General features: G+C 61.3%; 19 protein-coding genes. 12 read left to right on the top strand and 7 right to left on the bottom strand.

All coding sequences use genetic code 11. The annotated features are described in order from the left end of the window. Window positions 1-9: 9 nt before the first annotated feature. From NAT23_RS08095 to NAT23_RS08085, 3 genes are read left to right on the top strand one after another with little or no spacing between them, the layout of a single operon-like run. Entirely contained in the window at window positions 10-1,251 is a 1,242-nt protein-coding gene (locus NAT23_RS08095; RefSeq protein ID WP_251593304.1) for a pyridoxal-phosphate-dependent aminotransferase family protein, read from the top strand. Beyond that, window positions 1,244-2,461: an allantoate amidohydrolase gene (locus NAT23_RS08090; RefSeq protein ID WP_251927201.1), complete on the top strand. Its 1,218-nt coding sequence runs from the start codon at window positions 1,244-1,246 to the stop codon at window positions 2,459-2,461. Before NAT23_RS08095 ends, NAT23_RS08090 begins: the two co-directional genes overlap by 8 nt. Then, on the top strand, window positions 2,458-3,297 hold the full coding sequence (locus NAT23_RS08085; protein WP_251927198.1) for a MurR/RpiR family transcriptional regulator: 840 nt from the start codon (window positions 2,458-2,460) through the stop codon (window positions 3,295-3,297). Before NAT23_RS08090 ends, NAT23_RS08085 begins: the two co-directional genes overlap by 4 nt. A gap of 78 nt (window positions 3,298-3,375) precedes the next feature. Here NAT23_RS08085 and puuE read toward each other — a convergent pair whose 3' ends face one another. The 3 genes from puuE to NAT23_RS08070 are packed head-to-tail and all read right to left on the bottom strand — an operon-like array spanning window position 3,376 to window position 5,788. Then, window positions 3,376-4,317, bottom strand: a complete 942-nt coding sequence (gene puuE / locus NAT23_RS08080; RefSeq protein ID WP_251593300.1) for an allantoinase PuuE — start codon at window positions 4,315-4,317, stop codon at window positions 3,376-3,378. Next, entirely contained in the window at window positions 4,314-5,069 is a 756-nt protein-coding gene (locus NAT23_RS08075; RefSeq protein ID WP_251927195.1) for an aspartate/glutamate racemase family protein, read from the bottom strand. The genes puuE and NAT23_RS08075 overlap by 4 nt, the downstream gene beginning before the upstream one ends. Then, window positions 5,066-5,788: a GntR family transcriptional regulator gene (locus NAT23_RS08070; RefSeq protein ID WP_251927192.1), complete on the bottom strand. Its 723-nt coding sequence runs from the start codon at window positions 5,786-5,788 to the stop codon at window positions 5,066-5,068. The genes NAT23_RS08075 and NAT23_RS08070 overlap by 4 nt, the downstream gene beginning before the upstream one ends. A 419-nt stretch (window positions 5,789-6,207) precedes the next feature. Between NAT23_RS08070 and NAT23_RS08065 the strand changes: the two genes are divergently transcribed. After that, on the top strand, window positions 6,208-7,668 hold the full coding sequence (locus NAT23_RS08065; RefSeq protein ID WP_251927188.1) for an NCS1 family nucleobase:cation symporter-1: 1,461 nt from the start codon (window positions 6,208-6,210) through the stop codon (window positions 7,666-7,668). Window positions 7,669-7,763: 95 nt separating this feature from the next. On the opposite strand, the gene NAT23_RS08060 is transcribed toward NAT23_RS08065, so the two are convergent. After that, entirely contained in the window at window positions 7,764-9,230 is a 1,467-nt protein-coding gene (locus tag NAT23_RS08060; RefSeq protein ID WP_251927186.1) for a hypothetical protein, read from the bottom strand. 395 nt (window positions 9,231-9,625) lie between these two features. On the opposite strand from NAT23_RS08060, the gene hemB reads away from it, so the two are divergent. Beyond that, window positions 9,626-10,600: a porphobilinogen synthase gene (gene hemB / locus NAT23_RS08055; protein ID WP_251927182.1), complete on the top strand. Its 975-nt coding sequence runs from the start codon at window positions 9,626-9,628 to the stop codon at window positions 10,598-10,600. Window positions 10,601-10,688: 88 nt separating this feature from the next. Here the strand turns inward: hemB and NAT23_RS08050 are convergent, their stop codons facing one another. After that, a complete protein-coding gene (locus NAT23_RS08050; protein WP_251927180.1) occupies window positions 10,689-11,963 on the bottom strand; it encodes an MFS transporter in 1,275 nt (424 codons plus the stop codon). A gap of 452 nt (window positions 11,964-12,415) precedes the next feature. Here NAT23_RS08050 and NAT23_RS08045 point away from each other — a divergent pair, with 452 nt between their 5' ends. From NAT23_RS08045 to NAT23_RS08015, 7 genes are all read left to right on the top strand, one after another. Then, a complete protein-coding gene (locus tag NAT23_RS08045) occupies window positions 12,416-14,071 on the top strand; it encodes a methyl-accepting chemotaxis protein (protein WP_251927177.1) in 1,656 nt (551 codons plus the stop codon). 176 nt (window positions 14,072-14,247) lie between these two features. Continuing rightward, window positions 14,248-14,466 carry a DUF2835 family protein gene (locus NAT23_RS08040; RefSeq protein ID WP_251927174.1) on the top strand — a complete coding sequence of 73 codons (219 nt, stop codon included), beginning with the start codon at window positions 14,248-14,250 and terminating at the stop codon, window positions 14,464-14,466. A gap of 36 nt (window positions 14,467-14,502) precedes the next feature. Continuing rightward, window positions 14,503-14,955: a hypothetical protein gene (locus NAT23_RS08035; protein WP_251927171.1), complete on the top strand. Its 453-nt coding sequence runs from the start codon at window positions 14,503-14,505 to the stop codon at window positions 14,953-14,955. Window positions 14,956-15,097: 142 nt separating this feature from the next. Continuing rightward, window positions 15,098-17,296: an OsmC domain/YcaO domain-containing protein gene (locus NAT23_RS08030; RefSeq protein WP_251927168.1), complete on the top strand. Its 2,199-nt coding sequence runs from the start codon at window positions 15,098-15,100 to the stop codon at window positions 17,294-17,296. A 279-nt stretch (window positions 17,297-17,575) separates the two neighbouring features. Then, window positions 17,576-18,112: a hypothetical protein gene (locus tag NAT23_RS08025; RefSeq protein WP_251927165.1), complete on the top strand. Its 537-nt coding sequence runs from the start codon at window positions 17,576-17,578 to the stop codon at window positions 18,110-18,112. A gap of 210 nt (window positions 18,113-18,322) precedes the next feature. Continuing rightward, entirely contained in the window at window positions 18,323-18,658 is a 336-nt protein-coding gene (locus NAT23_RS08020) for a hypothetical protein (RefSeq protein ID WP_251927162.1), read from the top strand. Window positions 18,659-18,964: 306 nt separating this feature from the next. Next, window positions 18,965-19,618 carry a DUF1826 domain-containing protein gene (locus tag NAT23_RS08015; RefSeq protein WP_251927159.1) on the top strand — a complete coding sequence of 218 codons (654 nt, stop codon included), beginning with the start codon at window positions 18,965-18,967 and terminating at the stop codon, window positions 19,616-19,618. A gap of 10 nt (window positions 19,619-19,628) precedes the next feature. On the opposite strand, the gene NAT23_RS08010 is transcribed toward NAT23_RS08015, so the two are convergent. After that, window positions 19,629-20,069, bottom strand: a complete 441-nt coding sequence (locus NAT23_RS08010) for a DUF2007 domain-containing protein (protein WP_251927156.1) — start codon at window positions 20,067-20,069, stop codon at window positions 19,629-19,631. Window positions 20,070-20,128: 59 nt separating this feature from the next. Next, window positions 20,129-21,349, bottom strand: coding sequence for an MFS transporter (locus NAT23_RS08005; protein ID WP_251927153.1), 1,221 nt, complete (start codon window positions 21,347-21,349; stop codon window positions 20,129-20,131). Window positions 21,350-21,402 lie beyond the last annotated feature (53 nt).

Here is a 21,402-nt window from a genome sequence, read left to right as displayed (position 1 = left end):
TCGTCCGTCATGTCCCATGAGTCCTTCAATCCCCCTACACGTCTTCTGATGGGCCCTGGCCCGATCAACGCTGACCCGCGTGTGCTGCGCGCGATGTCCGCCCAGCTGATCGGACAGTACGACCCGGCGATGACCGCCTGCATGAACGAGACCCAGGCGCTCTACCGTGAGGTCTTTCGCACGCAAAACGACGCCACGCTCCTGATCGACGGCACCTCGCGCGCCGGCATCGAGGCCGTGCTGGTCTCACTGATCGAGCCGGGCGACCGGGTGCTGGTGCCGGTGTTCGGCCGCTTCGGTCATCTTCTTCGCGAAATTGCCGAGCGCGCCGGGGCCGAGGTGCACATCATCGAGGTCGAATGGGGGGAGGTCTTCACGCCGGAGCAGGTCGAGACCGCGCTTCGTGACGTGCGCCCGAAAGTGCTGGCGATGGTGCAGGGCGATACCTCCACCACCATGTGTCAGCCGCTCGAGGCCATCGGCCAGATCTGCCGTGACCATGACGTGCTGTTCTACACCGACGCCACCGCATCATTGGCCGGCAATACCCTGGACACCGACGCCTGGCAGCTCGACGCCGTCACCGCCGGCCTTCAAAAGTGCCTGGCAGGCCCGTCCGGCAGCGCCCCGACGACGCTTTCGCCGCGGGCGGTAGAGTGCATTCGGGCGCGTGCGCACGTCGAAGCCGGTCTGGTCGGCAATGGCTATGACGGCGGCCGGGGCGAGCGTATTCGCTCCAACTATTTCGACCTCGGCATGATCCTCGATTACTGGGGCGAGGCGCGGCTCAATCACCACACCGAAGCCACCAGCATGCTCTACGGTGCTCGCGAATGTGCCCGGCTTCTGGTCAATGAAGGCATGGAGCAGGCCGTGGCCCGCCACGCGCTTCACGGCGGCGCACTGACCGAGGGCCTCAAGGCCATGGGGCTTGCGCTCTTTGGCGATCAGGCGCACCGCATGAACAACGTGGTCGGCATCTACATCCCTGACGGCGTGGAAGGGGAAGTGCTCCGACGCACCCTGCTTGAGGACTACGCCATCGAAATCGGCACCTCCTTTGGCCCGCTGCACGGGAAAATCTGGCGCATCGGCACCATGGGCTACAACGCCCGCCGCGACACTGTCATGACCACGCTCGCCGCCCTTGAACAGGTGCTGCGCCAGGCCGGGGTCAACATGACCGCCGGCAGCGGCGCCGGCGCAGCGCGTGAGTTCTACCAGCAGAACCCGGAGCGTACCCATGCATAACGGTGAGGCCATTGTTGCGGCCTGCCATGAGCTCGCCGCCATTTCATCAGACACCGGTCAGCTCACGCGCTGTTATCTGACGCCCGAGCACGCCCGCGCCAATGCGCTTTTGGCCGAGTGGATGGTTGAGGCCGGCATGACGACCTGGCAGGACGCCGCCGGCAACCAGTGGGGCCGGTTTGAAGGGCGCGACCCGGCGCTGCCGGCGCTGGTGCTCGGCTCGCACTCCGATAGCGTCATCAACGCGGGCCACTTCGACGGCCCGCTTGGCGTGCTGCTCGCCATCGCCGTGGTCGCACGTCTGAACGCCTCCGGTGAGCGGCCGGCGCGGTCGGTCGAGGTCGTGGCGTTCGCCGATGAAGAAGGCACCCGCTTTGGCACGGCGCTTCTTGGCAGCCGCGCGGTTGCCGGCACCTGGGACCCGGCCTGGTGGGACATCATCGGCCGCGACGGGCTCACGCTTCGCCAGGCGTTTTTCGACTTCGGGCTTGACCCCGCGCGCATCGGTGAGGCCGCCCGGACGCCGTCAAGCATTGCCGGCTATCTGGAAGCCCACATCGAGCAGGGGCCGGTGCTTGAAGCCGAGCGTCGCTCGCTTGGGGTGGTCACCGCGATTGCCGGCGCCCGACGGTTTCAGATTTCCATCGGCGGTGAGGCCGGCCACGCCGGCACCACGCCGCTGGAGCTTCGCCGTGACGCACTTGCCGGTGCGGCCGAGGCGATCGTTGCCATCGAAACACTTGCCCGCGCCGCCGGGATCGTGGCCACGGTCGGCTCGCTCGAGACGTACCCCGGTGCGGTCAACGTCATCCCGGGTGAGGTACGCATGAGCCTCGATATTCGCGCCGAGCGCGATGAGGACCGTGACCGCACGCTCGAGGCGATTCAGGAAAGCTGTGGCCGCATCGGTGAATCCCGCGGTCTCGCCTGGCGCTGGCATGAAACCCACGCGGCGCCGGCGGTGGCCTGTGCCCCGCGCCTGATCGAGTCACTGTCGGAGGCCATCGGCACCGACGACGGCCCGGTGCGTCATCTGACCAGCGGTGCCGGCCATGACGGTATGGCGATGGCCCACGTGTGCGACATCGGCATGCTGTTCGTGCGCTGTTACAAGGGCATCAGCCACCACCCGGACGAATCCGTTCAGGCCCGCGATGTGAGCGATGCACTCGAGGCGATGACGTCGGCGGTCACGAGGCTTGCCGGATGACCCAGCACCTCGGCGAGCGGCTTCGGCTGCAGTTCGAGCAGTTGACGCCCAACGAGCAGAAGGTGGCGGGGTTTATCCTCGATCACTTCGAGGACATCGCGGTCTACAGCGCGTCCGAGCTTGCGAGCCTTTCTGGCGTGTCCAAGGCAACCGTCAGCCGGCTGTTTCGAAGGCTCGGGTTCGAAAGCTTTAGCGAAGTGCGCGAGCACATGCGCACGCTTCGCTACAACGGCGTGCCGCTGGTGACCGATTCCGGAGCGCTTGGCAGTGGGCTGGAGCGGTTTCAGCGCCACTTCGAGCGCGAGCGTGACAACCTCCATCAGATGCTGGCCGCCATTGACGCCGAGACCTTCGATGCGGTGATTGCCGCGCTCGACCGCGCCCCCGAGGTGCTGGTGATCGGCTACCGCAACGGCTACCCGGCGGCGCTTCATCTGCGTCAGCAGTTGATGCAGGTGCGCCCCGGCGTGCGGCTGGCCCCGCAGCCCGGGCAGTCGCTCGGTGAGGAGCTGATCGATGTGCGTCCCGGCACGGTCGCTATCGTGATGGGCTTTCGCCGGCGCGCGCACGGCTTTCAGGCGCTGCTCAAGGAACTCGGTGCGGTGGAGGTCGAAACGCTTCTGATCGGTGACCCGAGCCTTGCGGCGTCCCACGTGTCCTCCACCTGGCGGCTCGAGTGCCCGCTGGACAGCGTCTCCGCGTTCGACAGCTACACCCCGGTGATGAGTCTGATCAATCTGTTGGCCAACGCACTTCTGCACGCGCGCCTGAAGGACGGCCGCGCCCGGATCGAGACGATAAGTGGTGCCTACGATCGGCTGAACGAACTGGACTGACCAGGCGGAAACAACGCGCATTAAAAAGGCGGCCAGGAGGCCGCCTTTTTTGTGTCATCGACTGCGTGCCGGACGTCGTCAGCGTTTGGCGGGCGCGTGATGCTCGTGCCAGTGGCGGGCGATGTCCACGCGGCGGGTGACCCAGACCCGGTCATGGGCCTCGATGTGATCGAGAAAGCGCTGGAGCGCCCGAAAGCGGCCGGGCCGGCCGATCAGACGGCAGTGCAGGCCAATTGAAAGCATCTTCGGTGCCTCGGCGCCTTCCTCATAGAGCACATCGAAGGCGTCCTTCAGGTAATTGAAGAACGGGTCGCCGTAGTTGAAGCCACCGGGCGAGGCGAAGCGCATGTCGTTGGTGTCGAGCGTATAGGGCACGATCAGGTGGTCACGGGTTTCGCCGTCGGCGTTGTCGACCTGCGTCCAGAACGGCAGATCGTCACCGTAGTAGTCGGAGTCGTAGAGGAAGTGCTCGTGCTCACCCACAAGCGCCCGGGTATTGGGGCTGTCGCGGCCGGTGTACCAGCCAAGCGGCAGCTCGCCGGTGAGTTCCCGGTGCAGATCGAGCGCCTGCGCCATCATGGTGCGCTCGCGTTCGACGCTCATGTCCTGATAGTGAATCCAGCGCAGGGCGTGGCAGGCGATCTCATGGCCGGCGTCCTGAAACGCGCTGACCACCTCCGGGTAACGCGCCATCGCCATGCCCACGCCGAACACCGTCAGCGGCAGGTTGCGGCGCTCGAACTCACGAAGAATGCGCCAGACGCCGGCTCGCGAGCCATATTCGTAGAGCGATTCCAGGCTCATGTGGCGGTCAGGATAGGGCGCCGCGCCGATGATGTCGGAAAGAAACGTCTCGCTGTGGGCATCGCCGTGCAGCACGTTGTTCTCGCCGCCTTCCTCGTAGTTGAGTACGAACTGCACCGCGACTCGGGCGCCGCCCGGCCATTTCGGGTCCGGCGGGGTGGCGCCGTAGCCGCGCAGGTCACGGGGGTAATTCTCGAGGTGAAGATCGTGGCTCATGAGTGGCTCCCGCTCAGGTGTTCGAAGGCGCCGCGAATGGGCTTGGCGATGGGCGTGGCGCGGTCGTTGTGCTTGGAGACCGGGTAGCCGGTGGCGCTGACGGCTTCCAGCAGGGCAACCCCTGCGGTCACGCCATCGATGACCGGTACGCCGAGCGCCTCACCCAGCCGTTCGGCCAGCTCGCTCATGCCGGCGCAGCCGAGCAGGATGGCGTCACTGTCATCGGCTTGAAGCGCGTCGCGGCAGGCGGCCAGAAGCGTTTCATAGACGCTGTCGTCGTCGGACTCGAACGCCGCCACCGGCAGCTCGCAGGCATGCAGGCCAGCGCACTGCTCGCGCTTGCCGTACTCGTGCAAGAGCCGCTCGGCAATCGGCAGGGTGCGGGCAAGCGTGGTCACGATCGAGAAGCGCCGCGCGACCATGGTCGCCACCTGCATGCCGGCCTCGGCAACGCCCATCACGGGCACGGAGGCCACCTCACGGGCAGCCGCCAGGCCCGGGTCGCCGAAGCAGGCAATCAGATAGCCGTCGACGCGGGTGTAGCTGCGCTCGGTTTCGACAACATGCTCCAGCATTCCGGGCACGGCGATGGCCTCATCAAAGTGGCCTTCAAGCCCGGCCGGGCCGTGACGCGAGGTCAGCATAAGAATCTCACCGCGGGCGACGCGCCGAGCGCTGGCAGCGACGCCCTCGCTCATGGCGGTGCTGGTGTTGGGGTTGATGACGCAGATGGTCGGAGTGGTCGAGGTCATGAGGCGCTTTGCTCTCTGTGGTGGCCAAAAAGGTGTTCGAAATCGGGCAGTGCATCGCCGCTGGCGGTGAAATCGAGGCTTGCCTCGATCCGGGTCAGGTGCGCGCTCATCCAGCGCTGTACCGGGGCAAGTGCGCCGTCGCGGAGCAGTTCGATCAGCTCGATGTGCTCGCAGGGGCAGCCGGCCCGGGCGCGGCCGTAGACCGCGATGATCAGCGACGTTCTGGAAATCAGCTGTGACAGCGCTTCTGACAGTGACGGGCTGTCGGCGATCGCGACCAGCCGGCTGTGAAATTCGGCCGACAGTCGAATGGCGTGCTCGCGCTCGGCGCGGGTCTCGCGCTCGTGGATCGCCTCGAGCGCCTTGAGATCCGCCGGGGTAATCCGGGGAAGCACCTCTGCCAGCAGCGCGCCCTCCATGAGCCGGCGCGCCCGGAACACGTCACGGGCCTCACTGGGCGTGGGGCTTGTGATCTGGGCGCCCCGGTTCGGGCGCAGCGTCACCAGCTGTTCGAGCGCCAGCCGCTGCAGTACGCGGCGCACCGTGGTGCGGCTCACTCCGAAGGCATGTGACAGGGCATCTTCCGGCAGGCGGGCGCCGGGGGAGAGCCGATGCTCGACAATGGCCTCCCACAATGCCTGATAGATCGCCTCATCACTGCGAGCGCCTCGGTCACTGACCTGGCCGGCGAGCAAATGAAACTGACGGGTATCGTTCATGGAAATCCTGAGGTCGCGGTCTCGATGATTGTATACAAGCATTTTCCATGCCAGCGCGCCAACACCCCTTAACGCAAGGCGACCATCGGCCAATAGCGCTCTCGGCAGTGGCTGATTGATGCTGTCGCTGTATACGAAATGGCGCTTTTATGGTGCACAACGCTTGGTTCGAGCACGGTTATGGTGCACACCGGATACCCGGTGGGGCCATGGCTTTCTCCATGCCCGGCGCCTGGCAGAAGTGATGCATCATCATGGCACCCCCTGCCATGCGGGGTTTAGCGCCCGGGAGGCTCTTTTTTTACGCCAGTGCGCCAAATTGGCACGAAGATTGTATACGAACTAGGACAGAGACCAATGGCCATCCGGCCAACGCAGGGCTGCCGGTGGCAGCGTAACGAGCCTTCATGGAGCCGCGCATGAACACGAACAAGACTGAAGGGCAAATGCCTGCCGCGCCTGACCCGCATCTTCACAACGAGGATCTGGCGCCCGCCAAGCAGGATTGGAACGCCTATAACATCTTTGCTTTCTGGATGGCCGATATTCACAGCGTCGGCGGCTATGTGCTGGCGGCGAGCCTGTTCGGCCTCGGTCTGATGGGCTGGCAGGTATTGATTTCACTGTTGGTCGGCATTCTGGTCGTGCAGGTCTTTGCCAATGCCGTGGCCCGTCCCAGCCAGCGCACCGGCGTGCCGTTTCCGGTCATCTGCCGAATGGCCTTCGGTACGAAGGGCGCCAACGTACCGGCGGTCATTCGCGGCTTGATCGCGGTGGTGTGGTACGGCATTCAGACCTGGCTTGCCTCCAACGCGCTTTTGCTGGTGCTGCTGCGCTGGTTTCCGGGGCTTGAGTCCTTGGCGGGCACGAGCTTTCTGGGGCTGTCGGCGCTGGGCTGGTTCTGCTTCGCGCTGATGTGGGTGCTTCAAGCGCTGGTGTTCTGGCGCGGCATGGACACCATCCGCCGCTTCAACGACTGGGCAGGCCCCTTGGTGTATGCGGTCATGTTCGCGCTTGCCGGCTGGATTGTCTGGCGCGCCGGGCCTGAAAACATCAGCCTGTCGCTCTCCAACGAGACCCTTAGCGGTGGCGAGGCGCTGTGGCAGATGGTGGTGGCCGCGGTACTGGTCGCGGGCTATTTCGCAGGCCCGACGCTCAACTTCGGTGACTTCTCGCGCTACTGCGCCACTGAAAAGTCTGTTCGTCGCGGTAACTTCTGGGGCCTTCCGGTCAACTTCCTGATGTTTTCGATCATCACGGTGGTCGTGGTGTCCGGTACGCCGCAGGTGTTCGGTGAAATGCTGACTGACCCGATTGAAACCGTGGCCCGCATCGACAGCGCCACCGCCGCCGTACTGGGTGTGTTCGCCTTTGTTGCCGCCACCATCGGCATCAATATCGTTGCCAACTTCGTCGCGCCGGCGTTTGATTTCTCCCACGTCGCGCCCGAGAAGATCAGCTGGCGCATGGGCGGCATGATCGCGGCGGTCGGCTCGATCTTTCTGACGCCCTGGAACCTGTTCAACAACCCCGAGCTGATCCACTACACCGTGGGTGTGCTGGCAGCGCTGATCGGCCCGCTCTACGGCATCATTCTGGTCGACTTCTACAAGGTGCGCCGCCAGAAGATCGACCTCAACGCGCTGTTTTCTTCCAAGGCCGGCAGCGCCTACCACTACAAGGGTGGGGTCAATCCGGTCGCGCTTCGCTCGCTTTTGATGGGTGGGCTGGTGAGCATTCCGGTCAGCCTGGCCCCGCTTGGCGACATCAGTAGCTTTGCGGTGTTCCTTGGCGGAGGCATCGCTGCACTGGCACACGGCTGGCAGTCCGGGCTCTGGCGCCGGGGCACCGCCCGCAAGCCGGTCACGTCGCGCCCCTGAGACTGCATGTCCGATAAAAAAAGCCCCGGAGGATACATCCTCCGGGGCTTTTTGCGTTTTGGGGTCATTTTGCGTCGGGCGCTATCGACAAGGGCTCAGTCGTTGTCTCTGCGCTGGTTCGCATCAGGGCGAAGCCCCTTGTTCGTGCCATGGTCAGCCCGCTCACGATGGGCCTGATTCTGCTCGGTTTCGTCGGTTTCGTCGGTTTCGTCGGTTTCGTCGGTTTTATCGTCGTGTTTATCGTCGGACTTGGACTCGTGTTTGGACGTGTCTTCGTGATTGTCCTCCCGGTCCGCCTGATCACGTTCCGCCTGGCCGTCGTCGTCCTCGGGGTCATCCGGGTCTTCGTAATTATCGTTGTCGCTTTGATTATCGTCGTTGTTGCCGTCGCGCTGCTCTTGAAGGCGCTTCTGGCGCAGTTGCTGGCGATAGCCGTAGGTTGCACTTCGAACCGTTTCATCGCTTTCAAGGCCTGAGCCCAGTGCGCCACCAACGGTTGCAAGCGACGTGGCAAGCCAGCCGAGCGCGCCGAATTCGAGCGTGCCGATGGCGTGACCGAGTGTCTGGCCCATGACCGCCGACGGCACGAACAGGTACGCCGTGATGAAAAACAGCAGCATCAAGAACAGATAATAGAAAAGCACCCCGATCCCGAGCGTACTGAAAGTCGCGAGGTTGTAGAGCTTGGCGTTGGAAAACGCATCCCGATGGCGTATCGGCTCCCAAAGGCCGTGGTCGACGACGATCCAGAGCACCATCGCGATCATCGACAGCAGCATCAGCGTTAGAAAGCGCCACGGTTCGTAGCTGTCGGCCAGGCGCCACATCGAGGGAAAGATCATGCCGTAGGCGCCGGTTGCGAACGCCGCCGCACCGACGCGGCGAAAGGCCGGGAAAATCGTCCAGGGCCGGTTGGCCCGCACCATCCCACCGACCAGCTTGAAATAGCCTGTGAACTTGAACCGGGCCACGAAACGCACATCGAGGTCGGCGTCTTCTTCGGAAAGATCCAGCCGAGCATATGGCGCCACCCACTCAGACAGCCGCCGCTTTACCAGCCGCCGGGCCGCGCCTTTCTGCCAGCGCCGCGTCTTGCCGTGGTAGTCACAAAAGGCGTCCCGGCCTTCCTTCGTGCTGCCGAAATGAAGCTCGCTGACAAGCTGGGTGATCGCCTCTTCCACCCGTTTCGCCATGGGCGAGGCCCCAAGCGCCGGCTGGGACAGAATCCCGATGCCGCGTGAGTGGCTGGCACTGGCGGCCAGTGGTTTGCCTCCATGGAAAAGCGGCAGGTCGGTGATGCACACCACGTAGGTCCAGCCGTGCTCCTGCTTGAAGCGCTCGGCCTCGTCCATGATGTCATTGGCGTCTTCGTCGGTGCCGACCATCGGGTCGGTGAGGGTCTCGACGTGCCAGTCCTTGTCGCTTGCGACCTGAGTCGACAGCCGCTCGGTCAGGCGGTCGCGAATCTTTTCGACGATGCGTGCCGGAAGCTCCGGGGCGGGCAGGAGCCCGAGTGTCCAGCCGCTGTTGGTTGTGTGAGTGGAGGAGTGGTTAGAGGTCATCGAGTGGTTGGTCGTCCCTGATACTGCGCATGATTATCATGATGCTTTGGTAGTTAAGCGTAGCCTGCCCTGCGCCTTGAAAAACGCGTATCGACAAAAACGCCGCGCGGTGGCGCGGCGTTGCGGGGGGATTGCAAGAAAGCGTCGGGCGGGGTGCCTTGAGTGGGGCCATTGTAGGCAGGCACCGGAACACGCGATATAACCTGAGTGAATACCTGTTTTTCGATCAGTGTTTTTTTATCATCACGGCGCAATGTAGGCGTTATCGAGCGAACTTAAGCGATAGAACCACACTATGCCGCTGTTTCCCTGACCTCACTTGCCCGCAGCGCTATACTCAGGCCCGACGCTTTTTCATGACCCGCAATGCTTCTCATGACCCGCAAGGAGGTCTCATGCCGGCCCAGTTTCCGCAGGCCCGTCTTCGTCGTTTGCGCTCGAGCGACGCCCTTCGCAACATCGTTCGCGAAACATCCCTCAGCGCGGAGCATCTGGTGTATCCGATCTTCGTCGAGGAAGAGACCGATGAGTACACCCCCATTGAAGGCATGCCGGGCCAGTACCGCGTGCCCGAAAGCAAGCTCGGTGAGGAAGCTCGCCGCCTGAGCGCGCTGGGGCTCAAGAGCATCATGCCGTTCGGGATTTCCCACAACAAGGATGAGACCGGCAGCGACGCGCTCCGGGAAGACGGCATGGTGGCGCGCATGGTGCGCACCATCAAGGAAGCCGCGCCGGAGCTGGTGGTGATTCCGGACATCTGCTTCTGCGAATACACAAGCCACGGCCACTGCGGCATCCTGAAGGGCAACACCGTCGACAACGACCGCACCATTAAGAACCTAGGCATCCAGGCGGTGCAGGCGGCGAAAGCCGGCGCCGACATCATCGCGCCGTCGTCTGCGCAGGATGGCCAGGTCGCGGCGATCCGCACTGCACTCGATGAAGCGGGCTTCACCGACATCCCCATCATGGCCTACTCGACCAAGCTCGCCTCGGCGCTTTACGGCCCGTTCCGCGAAGCCGCCGGCACCGAGCTGAAAGGCGATCGCAAGACCTACCAGATGGACCCGATGAACCGCCGCGAAGCGCTCAGAGAATCACTGGCCGATGAGGCGGAAGGCGCGGATTTTCTGATGGTGAAGCCGGCGCTGGCGTACTTGGACATCATGGCCGACATTCGCCGCAACAGCCTGCTGCCGCTGGTGGCCTATCAGGTCAGCGGTGAGTACGCGATGATCAAGTTCGCCGCGGCGCAGGGCGTGATCGATGAATCCGCCGTGATACGCGAAACCCTCGGCTCCATGCGCCGCGCCGGCGCCGATCTGATCATGACCTACTTCGCCCCGCAGCTTCTGGAAGAAGGGCTGTAAGCACGTAGAGGCGTTCGCCGCTCATGAAAACGCCGCGCAAATGCGCGGCGTTTTTGTGTCTGGCTGTGGTGGCGTAACTGCTTTGCACTTACGCGGCGGGTTTGGAGCGAAGGTGGGAAAGCGCTGGCAGACGAAAGAGTATGAGTAGTGCGACAGCGCTTGCCAACGGAAAGCTCGCCAGCACCCACCAGGGCAGCCCGGCCTCGGGCGCAGGTGACAGCGCGCTATCGAGCAGATCCCCCGCGAGCGCGTTACCAAGCAGCACCGCAATGCCGCCTGCCGAGGCCAGCGCCCCGTAATACACCCCAAGCGGTTTATCGCCGGCAAAGCCCGGAATCAGATCCATCGCCACCGGCCGCACGATCATCTGGGCAACAGCGATGGCGCTGACCATCACCGCCGCCGGCCACAGCTTGAGCCAGCCCTCTGCCGGCGCGTGCGGCGCCGCCCACGCCACCGCGGAAAAGCCCACAGCGTACACCACAAACCCCAGCGGCAGGCTGATGGCCGGGCCGACGTGGCGCGCGAGCCGGTTGATCGGCAGTTGAAGGGTAATGACCAGGGCGGAGACCAGCATGAACATCATCGCAAGCGCGCCTTCATTGGCGCCGACCCGCTCGAGCTCCACCGGCATCGCCAGATAAAGCTGGTTGTAGCTCAAAAGCGCGGTGCTGTAGATCACGATGAACGCCAGAAACTGCGGGTTGTGGAGCACGTGCCACCACGAGGCCTGCGCCTCCCCGGTCTGGGTAGTTGTGGCGCCTGCCGGCAGCGCCCGGCCAAGCACAAAGAACATGACCACGAACACCAGCGCACCTGCCAGCGACACCAGCTGGAAGCTTACATCCAGCAAAAGCGCCCCGAGCACCGGCCCCATCACCGCGCCGCATTCCCCCCAGATCGCGAGCCGGGCAAACAAGGTCGAGCGGGACTGACCGCCTCTGGCCTCGCTTTCGCTGCCGGCTAGCGCCAAAAGCGCCGACACTGCCGGTGAAAACAGCGCGCTTCCGGCCCCGGTCAGGCACGCGCCGATCACGATCATGGAAAGTGATTCGGAAAAGCCCAGCATCAAAAAGCCGGCGGTTCGAATCAGACAGCCCAGCAAAATGATGCGCCGCGGCCCGAGCGCGTCCGAGAGCGCCCCGCCGAACACGAACAGCCCCTGCTGGGAAAAGGTACGAATGCCCAGCACCATGCCGACCAGCGCGCCCGCCATCGCGAGGTTATCGCGCAGGTGAATCGCCAGAAACGGCAGCACCATGTAGAACCCGGCGTTGAAGATCAGCTGGCTTGCCAACAAAAGCCGCGGGTTGACCGTCGGCGCGGACGAGGGCGGGCCGGAGGCGGCCGAGGAAGACGTCACATCACGCTCCAGAGCAGAAAAATGGATCAAGGCATTGGCCGCAGAGACAGGCCGCGGCGGACTATATCAAAAAGCCGCCTGAAGGCGATGCAGGGCAGGCCGCTTCTACTGACAGGTCGAACATAAGCTTCAACCAAGCGGGGCGCACCCATTGAACTTAAGTCCTGCCAGTTGTGGCCGTATTTAGAAATAGCGATACGCAAACTTGGTATAAAGGTTTGTTTTATTAGGTCTTTATAAAAAGTCTTGCTTATGTGTTTGGCGACATAACACCGACAGGCGAGGGCGCACCCGCCCACATACAACGCCTGCACTCCGATCGTCGTTTCCTCTTGAAACGCCGAGGGCCACCCCAGCGCGGCACTATCTGCCCCTGCCCTGTACGTACGTATCACCGCTCATCTACCCCTGAGTCGGCGCATCTACGCGAACCGAGTCGCTTTGGAGGCACCATGAAGCTTAAGAATCTATCCATCAGCAAACAGATCGGGCTGGGTTTTCTGGTCGCGGTCCTGTTTTTAGGGCTCAGCGGCCTCATGAACTCAATGAGCCTGCGCGCGGCCAACGACAACATGGAGTCGATGTACCGTGACCGCATCGTGCCCCTCAAGGAACTCAAGATCATCGCGGATGCCTACGCCGTCGATGTGGTTGATGCCGTCAACAAGGCCAACGCCGGACTGATGAGCGCCGAAGAGGCCTTGAGTGCCGTAAGAAGTGCCCGAGGCGTGATCGAAAGCCAATGGGACACCTACATGCAGACAACGCTCACGGCGCAGGAAGCGGCCAAGGCAAGTGAGGCCGAAGCGCGGTTCGTGGAGGCCAACCGAGCGCTCGACGCCCTGGAAGCGACCTTGGCCGGTCTCTCGGGTCAGGTCGAAGGCCAGCTCAACGCAGTGGATGGAGCGCTGTACGCCTCGATCGATCCGATCAGCAACGTCATCGGTGAGTTGATCGACATTCAGCTCATCGCGGCGCAGGACGTAATGGCGCGCAGCACCGCCCAGTTCGAGCACGCCATGCTCATCACGCTGGTGCTCGGCATTCTCGCCATCGTGATCTCGGTCGTGGTGGGCGTGATCATTACACGTGGCATTACCCGGCCGCTCGGCCAGGCCGTTGAGCAGGCAAAAGCGGTGGCAAGTGGCGATCTCACCACCACCGTCGAGCCACGTTCCACCAACGAACTCGGCCAGCTTCTGCGCGCCCAGCAAGAGATGGTGGACGGCCTTGCCGGCGTGGTCACTAACGTGCGCCGCAACGCCGAAAGCGTGGCCGCAGCAAGCGTTCAGATCGCGCAGGGTAATGATGATTTGAGCCAGCGCACCATGATGCAGTCCTCCGCGCTCGAGGAGACATCAGCCTCGATGGAAGAAATGGGGTCGAGTGCCACCCAGAACGCCGACAACACCGAAACCGCAAGCCAGCTCACCGTCAACGCCAGCAAGACCGCGCGTCAGGGCGGTGACGTGGTGAGCGAGGTCGTCGTGACCATGCAGGAGATCAACGAAAGCAGCACTCAGATTAACGACATCGTCGCCGTGATCGAAGGCATCGCCTTCCAGACCAACATTCTGGCGCTGAACGCCTCGGTGGAAGCCGCTCGTGCCGGTGAGCAGGGCCGCGGTTTTGCGGTGGTGGCAAGCGAGGTGCGTGAGCTCGCCCAGCGAAGCTCAAACGCCGCCAAGGAGATCAAGGCCCTGATTGAGGTGAGCGTCGAGCGGGTCGGCAAGGGCACAAACCTTGTGGACGACGCCGGCCGCACCATGGGCGAAATCGTCACCTCCATTCAGCGCGTGAGCGACATTGTCGGCGAAATCAGCGGCGCCAGCCGCGAGCAAAGCTCGGCGATAGGGCAGGTCAGCCAGGCCATCACCCAGCTTGACCACACCACCCAGCAAAACGCCGCCCTGGTCGAGGAATCCGCCGCCGCTGCCGCAAGCCTTCGAAGTCAGGCCGATGAGCTCGTCGCTGCGGTCGCGCAGTTCAGGCTCAGCGCGCACGACTACACCAGCGAACGCGCCGCGCCATCAAGCCCTGCCGGAAGTAATGCGGTAAGGCCGTCTACATCGCGTGCCAGCGCCCGACCGGCCCCGGCCCACGCCTGACGGTGCTAGGGTTTAGCCAAGGGAGCGATCACTGATCGCTCCCTTTTTTTGTGGGGTGCTCAAGTGGACTACCCACGGCCTTCATCCATGGTCGAATGGCCGATAAATGCGCTCGCTCTAAAGTAGACCCCGCCCGTGCCGATAACGCCCGGATCATCACGTTACGAGGCGCCGCCATGCCCTACGTCGATATTTCCCTCTCGCTCACGCTCGACCAGTGCCGCCGCTACTACGCCGGCCACGCCGACTGGATCGACGCTCGCAGCCTCGATGGCCGCCGCGTGCGGTTTCCCGCGCGGGCACTGCATCGGATCGTCGGACCGAATGGCGTACATGGAGTGTATCGGTTGGTGTTTGATGAGGCGGGGCGGTTCGAGACGCTCTTAATAAAGTAGTTAAATATGATTATTTATTAAAATAAGGTATTTCAGATGGTTAAGATTTATCGAGGGTTTGGTTGTCATATACCCGAAGGCGTAAATAAGAATATTTTTTTAGAAAGGCCTAGGGTGCCTGTAGATACATCAACCAATATTCATGCCTATGCAGATGAATGGTTTTATGAGAAGTTTGGTATTGAAGCAAGATCTAGAACAATAATTTGCTCTACAGATATTAAACAAGCAAAAAGCTATGTGAGAAGCGGAGGGATATTAGCAAATATTGTTCCTTTAGGTGATCCCGTCATTATATACAGTAGCGATGTTCAAGACTTTTTAGATGTAACGTGCTCAATTGAAGGTGGTGTTATTTCGCGCGAATCGGTCTTTTCTAGTTTAAATAAAAAATTCTATAAATCAGTTTCTAACTATAGAGATATTGATCCTAATTTTAAGGGGGAGGTTTTGGTTTATTGTAAAGAATTTGAAGTTTTTTTCGTTTGAGATTTTTATATCAAATATCTGCTAGCTGTAATGTTAGTTAAAAATTATGTTATCGATATCCCCAAGACATCCCCCCCTCAAATCCGGATAATGGCGGGCAATTCGCCCCGAGCGACACCCGTCACCAACCCGGTTCTACCTCATGGAAATCAAGGTCAACTACCTCGACAACCTCCGACAGGAGGCGAAGTTCGATGACTTCACCGTCATCACCGACCAGCCGATTCGCTACAAGGGCGATGGCTCCGCGCCCGGCCCGTTCGATTACTTTCTTGCTTCCTCCGCCCTGTGCGCGGCGTACTTCGTGCGCGTGTACTGCAACGCTCGCGAGATTCCAACCGAGAACATCCGGCTCTCCCAGAACAACATCGTTGATCCGGAAAACCGCTACAACCAGATTTTCCGCATTCAGGTCGAGCTGCCGGACGACATTTCCGAGAAGGACCGCACCGGCATTCTGCGCTCCATCGAGCGCTGCTCGGTCAAGCGGGTGATTCAAAATAACCCCGAGTTCCAGATCGAGGTGGTCGAGAACATCGACGAGGATGCCCAAGCGCTGCTGATGAGCGGTTCTGTCGATAACGAAGGGGAGAGCGCCAGCACCTGGATCGAGGGCAAGGATCTGCCGCTGGAGCAGACCATCGCCAACATGACCGGCATTCTCGAGCGCCTCGGCATGAAGATCGAGATTGCCTCGTGGCGCAACATCGTGCCGAACGTGTGGTCGCTCCACATCCGCGATGCGGCGTCCCCCATGTGCTTCACCAACGGCAAGGGCTCGACCAAGGAAGCCGCGCTGTGCTCGGCGCTGGGGGAGTTCATCGAGCGCCTCTCCTGCAACTTCTTCTATAACGACCAGTTCTTCGGCCCCGAGATCGCGGGCAGCGACTTCGTTCACTACCCGAGCGAACGCTGGTTCCAGCCGGGCCAGGATGACGCACTGCCGGAAGGGATTCTGGACGATCACTGCCTCGAGCTTTTCAACCCGGAGGGTGAACTCAAAGCCTCGCACCTGATCGACACCAACTCAGGGCGCGCGGATCGCGGCATCGTCGCGCTGCCGTTCACCCGCCACTCCGATGGCGAGACGGTCTGGTTCCCCTCGAATCTGATCGAGAACCTGTATCTGAGTAACGGCATGAGCGCGGGCAATACGCGCGCGGAAGCGCAGGTGCAGTGCCTTTCCGAAATCTTCGAGCGGGCGGTGAAGCGTCAGATCATCGAGCAGGAAATCGCCCTGCCGGACGTACCCGATGAGGTTATCGCGCGCTACCCCGGCATCAAGGCCGGCATCGACGCACTCGAAGCCCAGGGCTTCCCGGTGCTGGTGAAGGATGCATCGCTTGGCGGGCGCTATCCGGTCGCGTGCGTGACGCTGATGAACCCGCGCACCGGTGGTGTGTTTGCCTCCTTCGGAGCCCATCCGAGCCTTCAGGTCGCGATCGAGCGCAGCCTGACCGAGCTTCTACAGGGCCGCAGCTTCGAAGGCATGGATGACCTGCCCCAGCCGACCTTCAACTCTCAGGCGGTGGCGGAGCCGAACAACTTCGTCGAGCACTTCATCGACTCCTCCGGCGTGGTCTCCTGGCGTTTCTTCAGCGCCCGCGCCGATGTGGAGTTCTGCGACTGGGATTTCTCCGGTGAGACCCGTGACGAGGCCGAGCGGCTGTTCGGCATTCTCGCGGAAGACGGCCTTGAGGCGTACATCACCCACCATGAGGACCTCGGCGCGCCGGTGTGCCGAATTCTGGTGCCGGGCTATTCCGAGGTGTACCCGGTGGACGATCTGGTGTGGGACAACACCAACATGGCGCTCACCTACCGCGAAGACATCCTGAACCTGCACGCGCTCGAGGAAGACCAGCTCGCGGACCTGCTCCAGCGGCTGGAGGAAAGCGAACTCGACGAGCAGATGAAGATCGTCACGCTGATCGGCATCGAGTTCGACGACAACAGCGTCTGGTCCGAACTGACGATTGCCGAGCTGAAGCTCCTCATTAGCCTCGACCTCGGCCAGTACGAGGATGCGCTGGACCGCACCCAGATGTTCCTGCAGTTCAACGACAACACCCGCGACCGTGGCCTCTTTTATCAAGCGCTCACTGCGGTACTCGAGATCTTGCTGGATGACGAGCTCGAGTTCGAGGACTATCACCGAAACCTCGTGCGCATGTTCGGCGAGGAAAAAATCAACGCCGCCGTCGGCTCCATCAACGGCGACGTGCGCTTTTACGGCCTCACCGAGACCAATATGAACCTCGAGGGCATCGACCGGCACCAGCGCCTGATTACCAGCTATCAGAAATTGCATGCGTGGCGGGCGGCAAAGGCTGGAAGCTGATTAGCGCGGTATCTAGTTATGCATAACGCCCACTTTCGAGTGGGCGTTTTTGTTTTGGATAACATAAGAGAGACGAGCCGTATCCCACTGGAGAGATCCGTTGGCCTGTCTTTGTCAGCATAGGTAAACACAGCACATAAGAATTATTCAAAATACTCTCAATCTATTTAAGTGATTGCCGATAATAGAGAGTTCGACGTTAGGGTTTGGTACCACGTGGCTGCGCCATGTGGTATGTGCTGATCAACGGCCCTTCTGGCAATTTAAAGGCGTTTAAAAATGGAATTCCAAAAAATTTTAGTTGCGACTGTGATCGCTATTTGTAGCTTTTCCGCTCAAGCTAAAAACGAGTATTCAACTATCCCTGCCATGCCGGTAGAAGAAATAACACAAAAAATAATTTCGGTAGCGACTCAATACGCTGACTCCATTTCCTGCGGTGATACGCAAATTCAGCCCAAAGAAATCGCTGCTCTAACGCCATGGAAGGACGATACTGACCGCTTTGAAGCGAAGTATGCTGTTATCTGGCATAACGATATAGGCTGCTGGGGTGGGGCAGGCAGCTCATCTACTAATATCTCGATAGTAAAGATTGGGGCCGGTAACTCTTTTTATGTAGACCCTGAATCATCAAGCCCGGTAGTAGGTTTCGATCCTGGTGCTAGATTTATTGAGCGTATTGTAGGGAGCACTAAAGACTCCATTGTATTAGAAGCACTCTTTCACGCTGATTACGACTCGAATAATTTTCCAAGCACTAAAAGAAAAGTAACAGTCAAGGTGGACGATAAGGGCAATTGGTTTCGCGATTAGCCAGTTACTTGGAGTTTACTGTTTGAACTCGAGTTCTGCATGATTTTATATTTATGCCGTAGAGACTCAGCGTTATACTATTAATAATGGTTGAATATGAGAAATAAAAAAAAGCCTCTTTACCGAAAGGTAAATACTAAGACGCATAGCGTTCATCATCTCCATGGAGATGATTTTAGAAACACACGACGTAGGAAATCTGCCTTTGGAATGCGCAAAGGCATCCAGCGTGGACTCGATTACACTCCGCTTTTCAGGTTTTTGTTGGCCAAAGTTGGTTGTCCATGGAATGAGGTACATAGTGAAGCAGTCTCTCGGTTGGATAAAAAAGACCCTATTCATTGGCTGGTTGCCATGGATTACGAATCAGCCGAAGAGGTAATTCGCGTTGGTGAAAGCTCGTACTTCAGTGGCCTGTACGTAGACGAGAAAAGAATTCTGCGGATAGTTAACCCTGATATTGATGAAAATACACTGGAACCTCTTTGCAAATGCTGCACTCACACTTTCAACGGCATTCCTTTCACTCAAAAATACGATGAATGATTCGAGTCTTGCCTACTGTAATGAGCTCCGTTAGGCGGAATGAGCTAAGCGCCCCATAGGTAAAGTGTTGCATGCAAATAACCTACTGATCTGACGCCTTCCCCAGCCGTCAGCCCAACTCTTGCCTCGCCGTATGCCCGTCATCGATTGGCATAAACATTCCGGGAACATCGGGCTGCTTTACTACCGCGTGGTCATTCATCCTTTTTCTCTCTCAAGAACTACCAACCCCATCCCGAAAAGGCGTATTTTTTTCGCCCAAAAATATGTTATATCATAACAATAAAGCCATTGAGGGAGCCGACCATGACCGCCGCACTCGCCACACCGCTTGCCGAACACACCCACTGGGCCATCGACCGGGAGGTTTCGGTGCTGCCGCGCATCTTCGAGCCTGATATCACCTTGGCCGTGATGCAGCGCACGCTCTCGCCCGAGGTGATCGAGGGCGCCCGCGCCCAGGAGGAGGCGCGTTTTGCGCTGTCGTTTTCGTGGCGGGGCAACCCGGAAGGCGAGGCGCTCGAGGCGGATTTGCGCAAGGCGCTGCACGCGCCTGAGATAAGCGCTGCACTGATTGCGGATGTGGTGATGCTGGCACAGGCGGTGGCGTGCCTGTTCGAAACCGAAGAGGTCGGGGTGCGTCTTCGACGCCTCGATGAGGCGATGTGCCCGCGCTTTCACTGTGACCGGCTGCCGGTGCGGCTGGTGAGCACCTACCTCGGCCCGGGCAGCGAGTGGCTGCCGGATGACGCGGTCAACCGAGACGGCCTCGGGGCGCCGTCCGCCACCAAACCTGACATCATGCGGGTGCCGGAAGCGCTCAATACCTTAAGCGCAGGGGATGTGGCGCTGATGAAGGGCACCGGCTGGGTCGGCAGTGAAGACCGTGCGCTGGTGCACCGAAGCCCGAACGTCGCGCCCGGGCAGTCGCGGCTGGTGCTGACCATCGATCCGGCCTGATCACCGGGCCTTACTCGTCGTCTGTACGGCTGCCTTTTTCACATTCGGTGTGTTCAGGGTCACCGTTTTTACGGCCACGGCGCGTGCCGGGCAGCGGAAACACCACCCCGGTGCTCGCCCAGCACGCCACCGCAAGCGCCCGCCAGCCTCGGCTTTGGAGGGCGCTGGTCGTTTGGGGTTGAGAGGGTTCCGCTTCCTGCGGGGTTGTGGTGTCCTCGGCCTCGAGCCGGTCGGCCTGGTAATCCGCTAGCACCGCGCGGGCAAGCTCGAGGTCCTCCGGCGCGACCTGCACCTTGATGCCGCCCAGCGCCGTCTCCCACATCCACTGCATCGTGATCAGGTGCTCATCGGCGATGAACGCGTTTAGATGGCGCGATTCGAGCAGCCCCTTGAACAGATACGCCTCATAGGGGTAGCTGAACCGGGCAACGGTCACGGGGTGGGTCGCCATGGGGCGTCTCCTGCGCTTGGGCCATCACTCACTGTAACGGCGCGGGTGAGCCGCGCCCATTACCCTTTGTGGGAGGGGGCGTTAGTGCCGTCCTGGCGCCGCACCGCGCCGGATACCGCAAGCCCGAGTACGAGCACGACAAACACCACCATCAGCGCGCGATCAAGCCCTGCGTGCTCACCGATGAACCCAAGAAGCGGCGGGCCTGCAAGAAAGGCGATGTAGCCCATGATGGCGGTGGCCGCGACCTGAGCGTCGCCGTTGTCGCCTTCGCCGGCGGCCGACATGCTGAGCGGAAAGCCCACCGAAGTGCCGATGCCCCACAGCACCACCGCCGCGATTGCGACGCCGCTGTGCTCGGTCAGGGTGATGAGGGCAACACCTGTCAGCGCCAGAATGATACAGAGCCGAAAGAGCGTGTGTCGGGGCAGCCAACGCATGAGGGCGTTGCCGGAAAAGCGCCCGAGCGTCATGGTCAGTGCGAACAGCATGAACCCGAGTGAGCCGAGCGCCGGGGTGACGCCGTGCACGTCCACCAACAGTAGCGGCAGCCAGTCGTTGGCCGCGCCGTCGGAAAGCGCCACCGCCAACACGATGGTGCCAAGCATCAGTACCCGCGGGTTGCGCCACACCGAGGCGTTTACCGCTTTAGGCGCGTTTTCCGAGGTCGTGGGCGTCTCCTCGGACGCCGGGGCGGATTTGCCGGTCTCTCGCGGCAGGCCGCGAATGGCCCACCAGAACCCGGGAAGCGTCGCAAGCGTCAGCCCCATGAGGTGATACTCGGTCGGCACCCGCCACGCCGTGAACGCGATCCCCACCAGCGCCCCGAGCACGGTGCCGAGGCTGAAGCAGCCGTGCAGCGTCTGCATCAGCGCCCGCCCACTGAGCCGCTCCACCGCCGCGCCTTCGATGTTGATCGCGACCTCGGCAAGCCCCATCCCCGCGCCAAAAAGCGCAAGGCCGCCCGTTGCGAGAATGGCCTGCCCACTGCTGACGCCGAGACTGACCACCGCCATGCCCGCCGCCATCAGCGCAATGTTGACCCCGAGCACGCCGCGGGTGCCGAAGCGCCGCACCCAGGCACCGGCGCTCAACACGCCCACCATCGCGCCAATGGCCAGGCCGAACAGCACCAGGCCCATTTCATCGGTTGAGGCATTAAGCCGGTCGCGGATGTCAGGGGTACGAGTGATCCAGGTGGCGGCAAGCGTGCCCGGCAGCAGAAACAGGGCGTAGAGCGCGGTGATGCGGCGCGAATGCGACAAGGGCGGCGATGACATGGCAGGCGGTAACCGAAAAAAGCGTGTCGATAAAAAAAGCGGCGAGCCGACAG

Origin of the sequence: Larsenimonas salina (assembly GCF_023736155.1) — a bacterium.
Taxonomy (GTDB): Bacteria; Pseudomonadota; Gammaproteobacteria; order Pseudomonadales; family Halomonadaceae; genus Larsenimonas; species Larsenimonas salina.
Note: the sequence above shows the minus strand (reverse complement) of the source record. Positions and strands in the feature narration are given on the sequence as shown.

What these genes read in the sequence shown, in the direction of transcription:
- NAT23_RS08095 (WP_251593304.1), top strand. Translation starts at nt 10, where the DNA reads ATGTCCCATGAGTCCTTCAATCCCCCTACACGTCTTCTGATGGGCCCT.
- NAT23_RS08090 (WP_251927201.1), top strand. Translation starts at nt 1,244, where the DNA reads ATGCATAACGGTGAGGCCATTGTTGCGGCCTGCCATGAGCTCGCCGCC.
- NAT23_RS08085 (WP_251927198.1), top strand. Translation starts at nt 2,458, where the DNA reads ATGACCCAGCACCTCGGCGAGCGGCTTCGGCTGCAGTTCGAGCAGTTG.
- puuE (WP_251593300.1), bottom strand. Translation starts at nt 4,317, where the DNA reads ATGAGCCACGATCTTCACCTCGAGAATTACCCCCGTGACCTGCGCGGC.
- NAT23_RS08075 (WP_251927195.1), bottom strand. Translation starts at nt 5,069, where the DNA reads ATGACCTCGACCACTCCGACCATCTGCGTCATCAACCCCAACACCAGC.
- NAT23_RS08070 (WP_251927192.1), bottom strand. Translation starts at nt 5,788, where the DNA reads ATGAACGATACCCGTCAGTTTCATTTGCTCGCCGGCCAGGTCAGTGAC.
- NAT23_RS08065 (WP_251927188.1), top strand. Translation starts at nt 6,208, where the DNA reads ATGAACACGAACAAGACTGAAGGGCAAATGCCTGCCGCGCCTGACCCG.
- NAT23_RS08060 (WP_251927186.1), bottom strand. Translation starts at nt 9,230, where the DNA reads ATGACCTCTAACCACTCCTCCACTCACACAACCAACAGCGGCTGGACA.
- hemB (WP_251927182.1), top strand. Translation starts at nt 9,626, where the DNA reads ATGCCGGCCCAGTTTCCGCAGGCCCGTCTTCGTCGTTTGCGCTCGAGC.
- NAT23_RS08045 (WP_251927177.1), top strand. Translation starts at nt 12,416, where the DNA reads ATGAAGCTTAAGAATCTATCCATCAGCAAACAGATCGGGCTGGGTTTT.
- NAT23_RS08040 (WP_251927174.1), top strand. Translation starts at nt 14,248, where the DNA reads ATGCCCTACGTCGATATTTCCCTCTCGCTCACGCTCGACCAGTGCCGC.
- NAT23_RS08035 (WP_251927171.1), top strand. Translation starts at nt 14,503, where the DNA reads ATGGTTAAGATTTATCGAGGGTTTGGTTGTCATATACCCGAAGGCGTA.
- NAT23_RS08030 (WP_251927168.1), top strand. Translation starts at nt 15,098, where the DNA reads ATGGAAATCAAGGTCAACTACCTCGACAACCTCCGACAGGAGGCGAAG.
- NAT23_RS08025 (WP_251927165.1), top strand. Translation starts at nt 17,576, where the DNA reads ATGGAATTCCAAAAAATTTTAGTTGCGACTGTGATCGCTATTTGTAGC.
- NAT23_RS08020 (WP_251927162.1), top strand. Translation starts at nt 18,323, where the DNA reads ATGCGCAAAGGCATCCAGCGTGGACTCGATTACACTCCGCTTTTCAGG.
- NAT23_RS08015 (WP_251927159.1), top strand. Translation starts at nt 18,965, where the DNA reads ATGACCGCCGCACTCGCCACACCGCTTGCCGAACACACCCACTGGGCC.
- NAT23_RS08010 (WP_251927156.1), bottom strand. Translation starts at nt 20,069, where the DNA reads ATGGCGACCCACCCCGTGACCGTTGCCCGGTTCAGCTACCCCTATGAG.
- NAT23_RS08005 (WP_251927153.1), bottom strand. Translation starts at nt 21,349, where the DNA reads ATGTCATCGCCGCCCTTGTCGCATTCGCGCCGCATCACCGCGCTCTAC.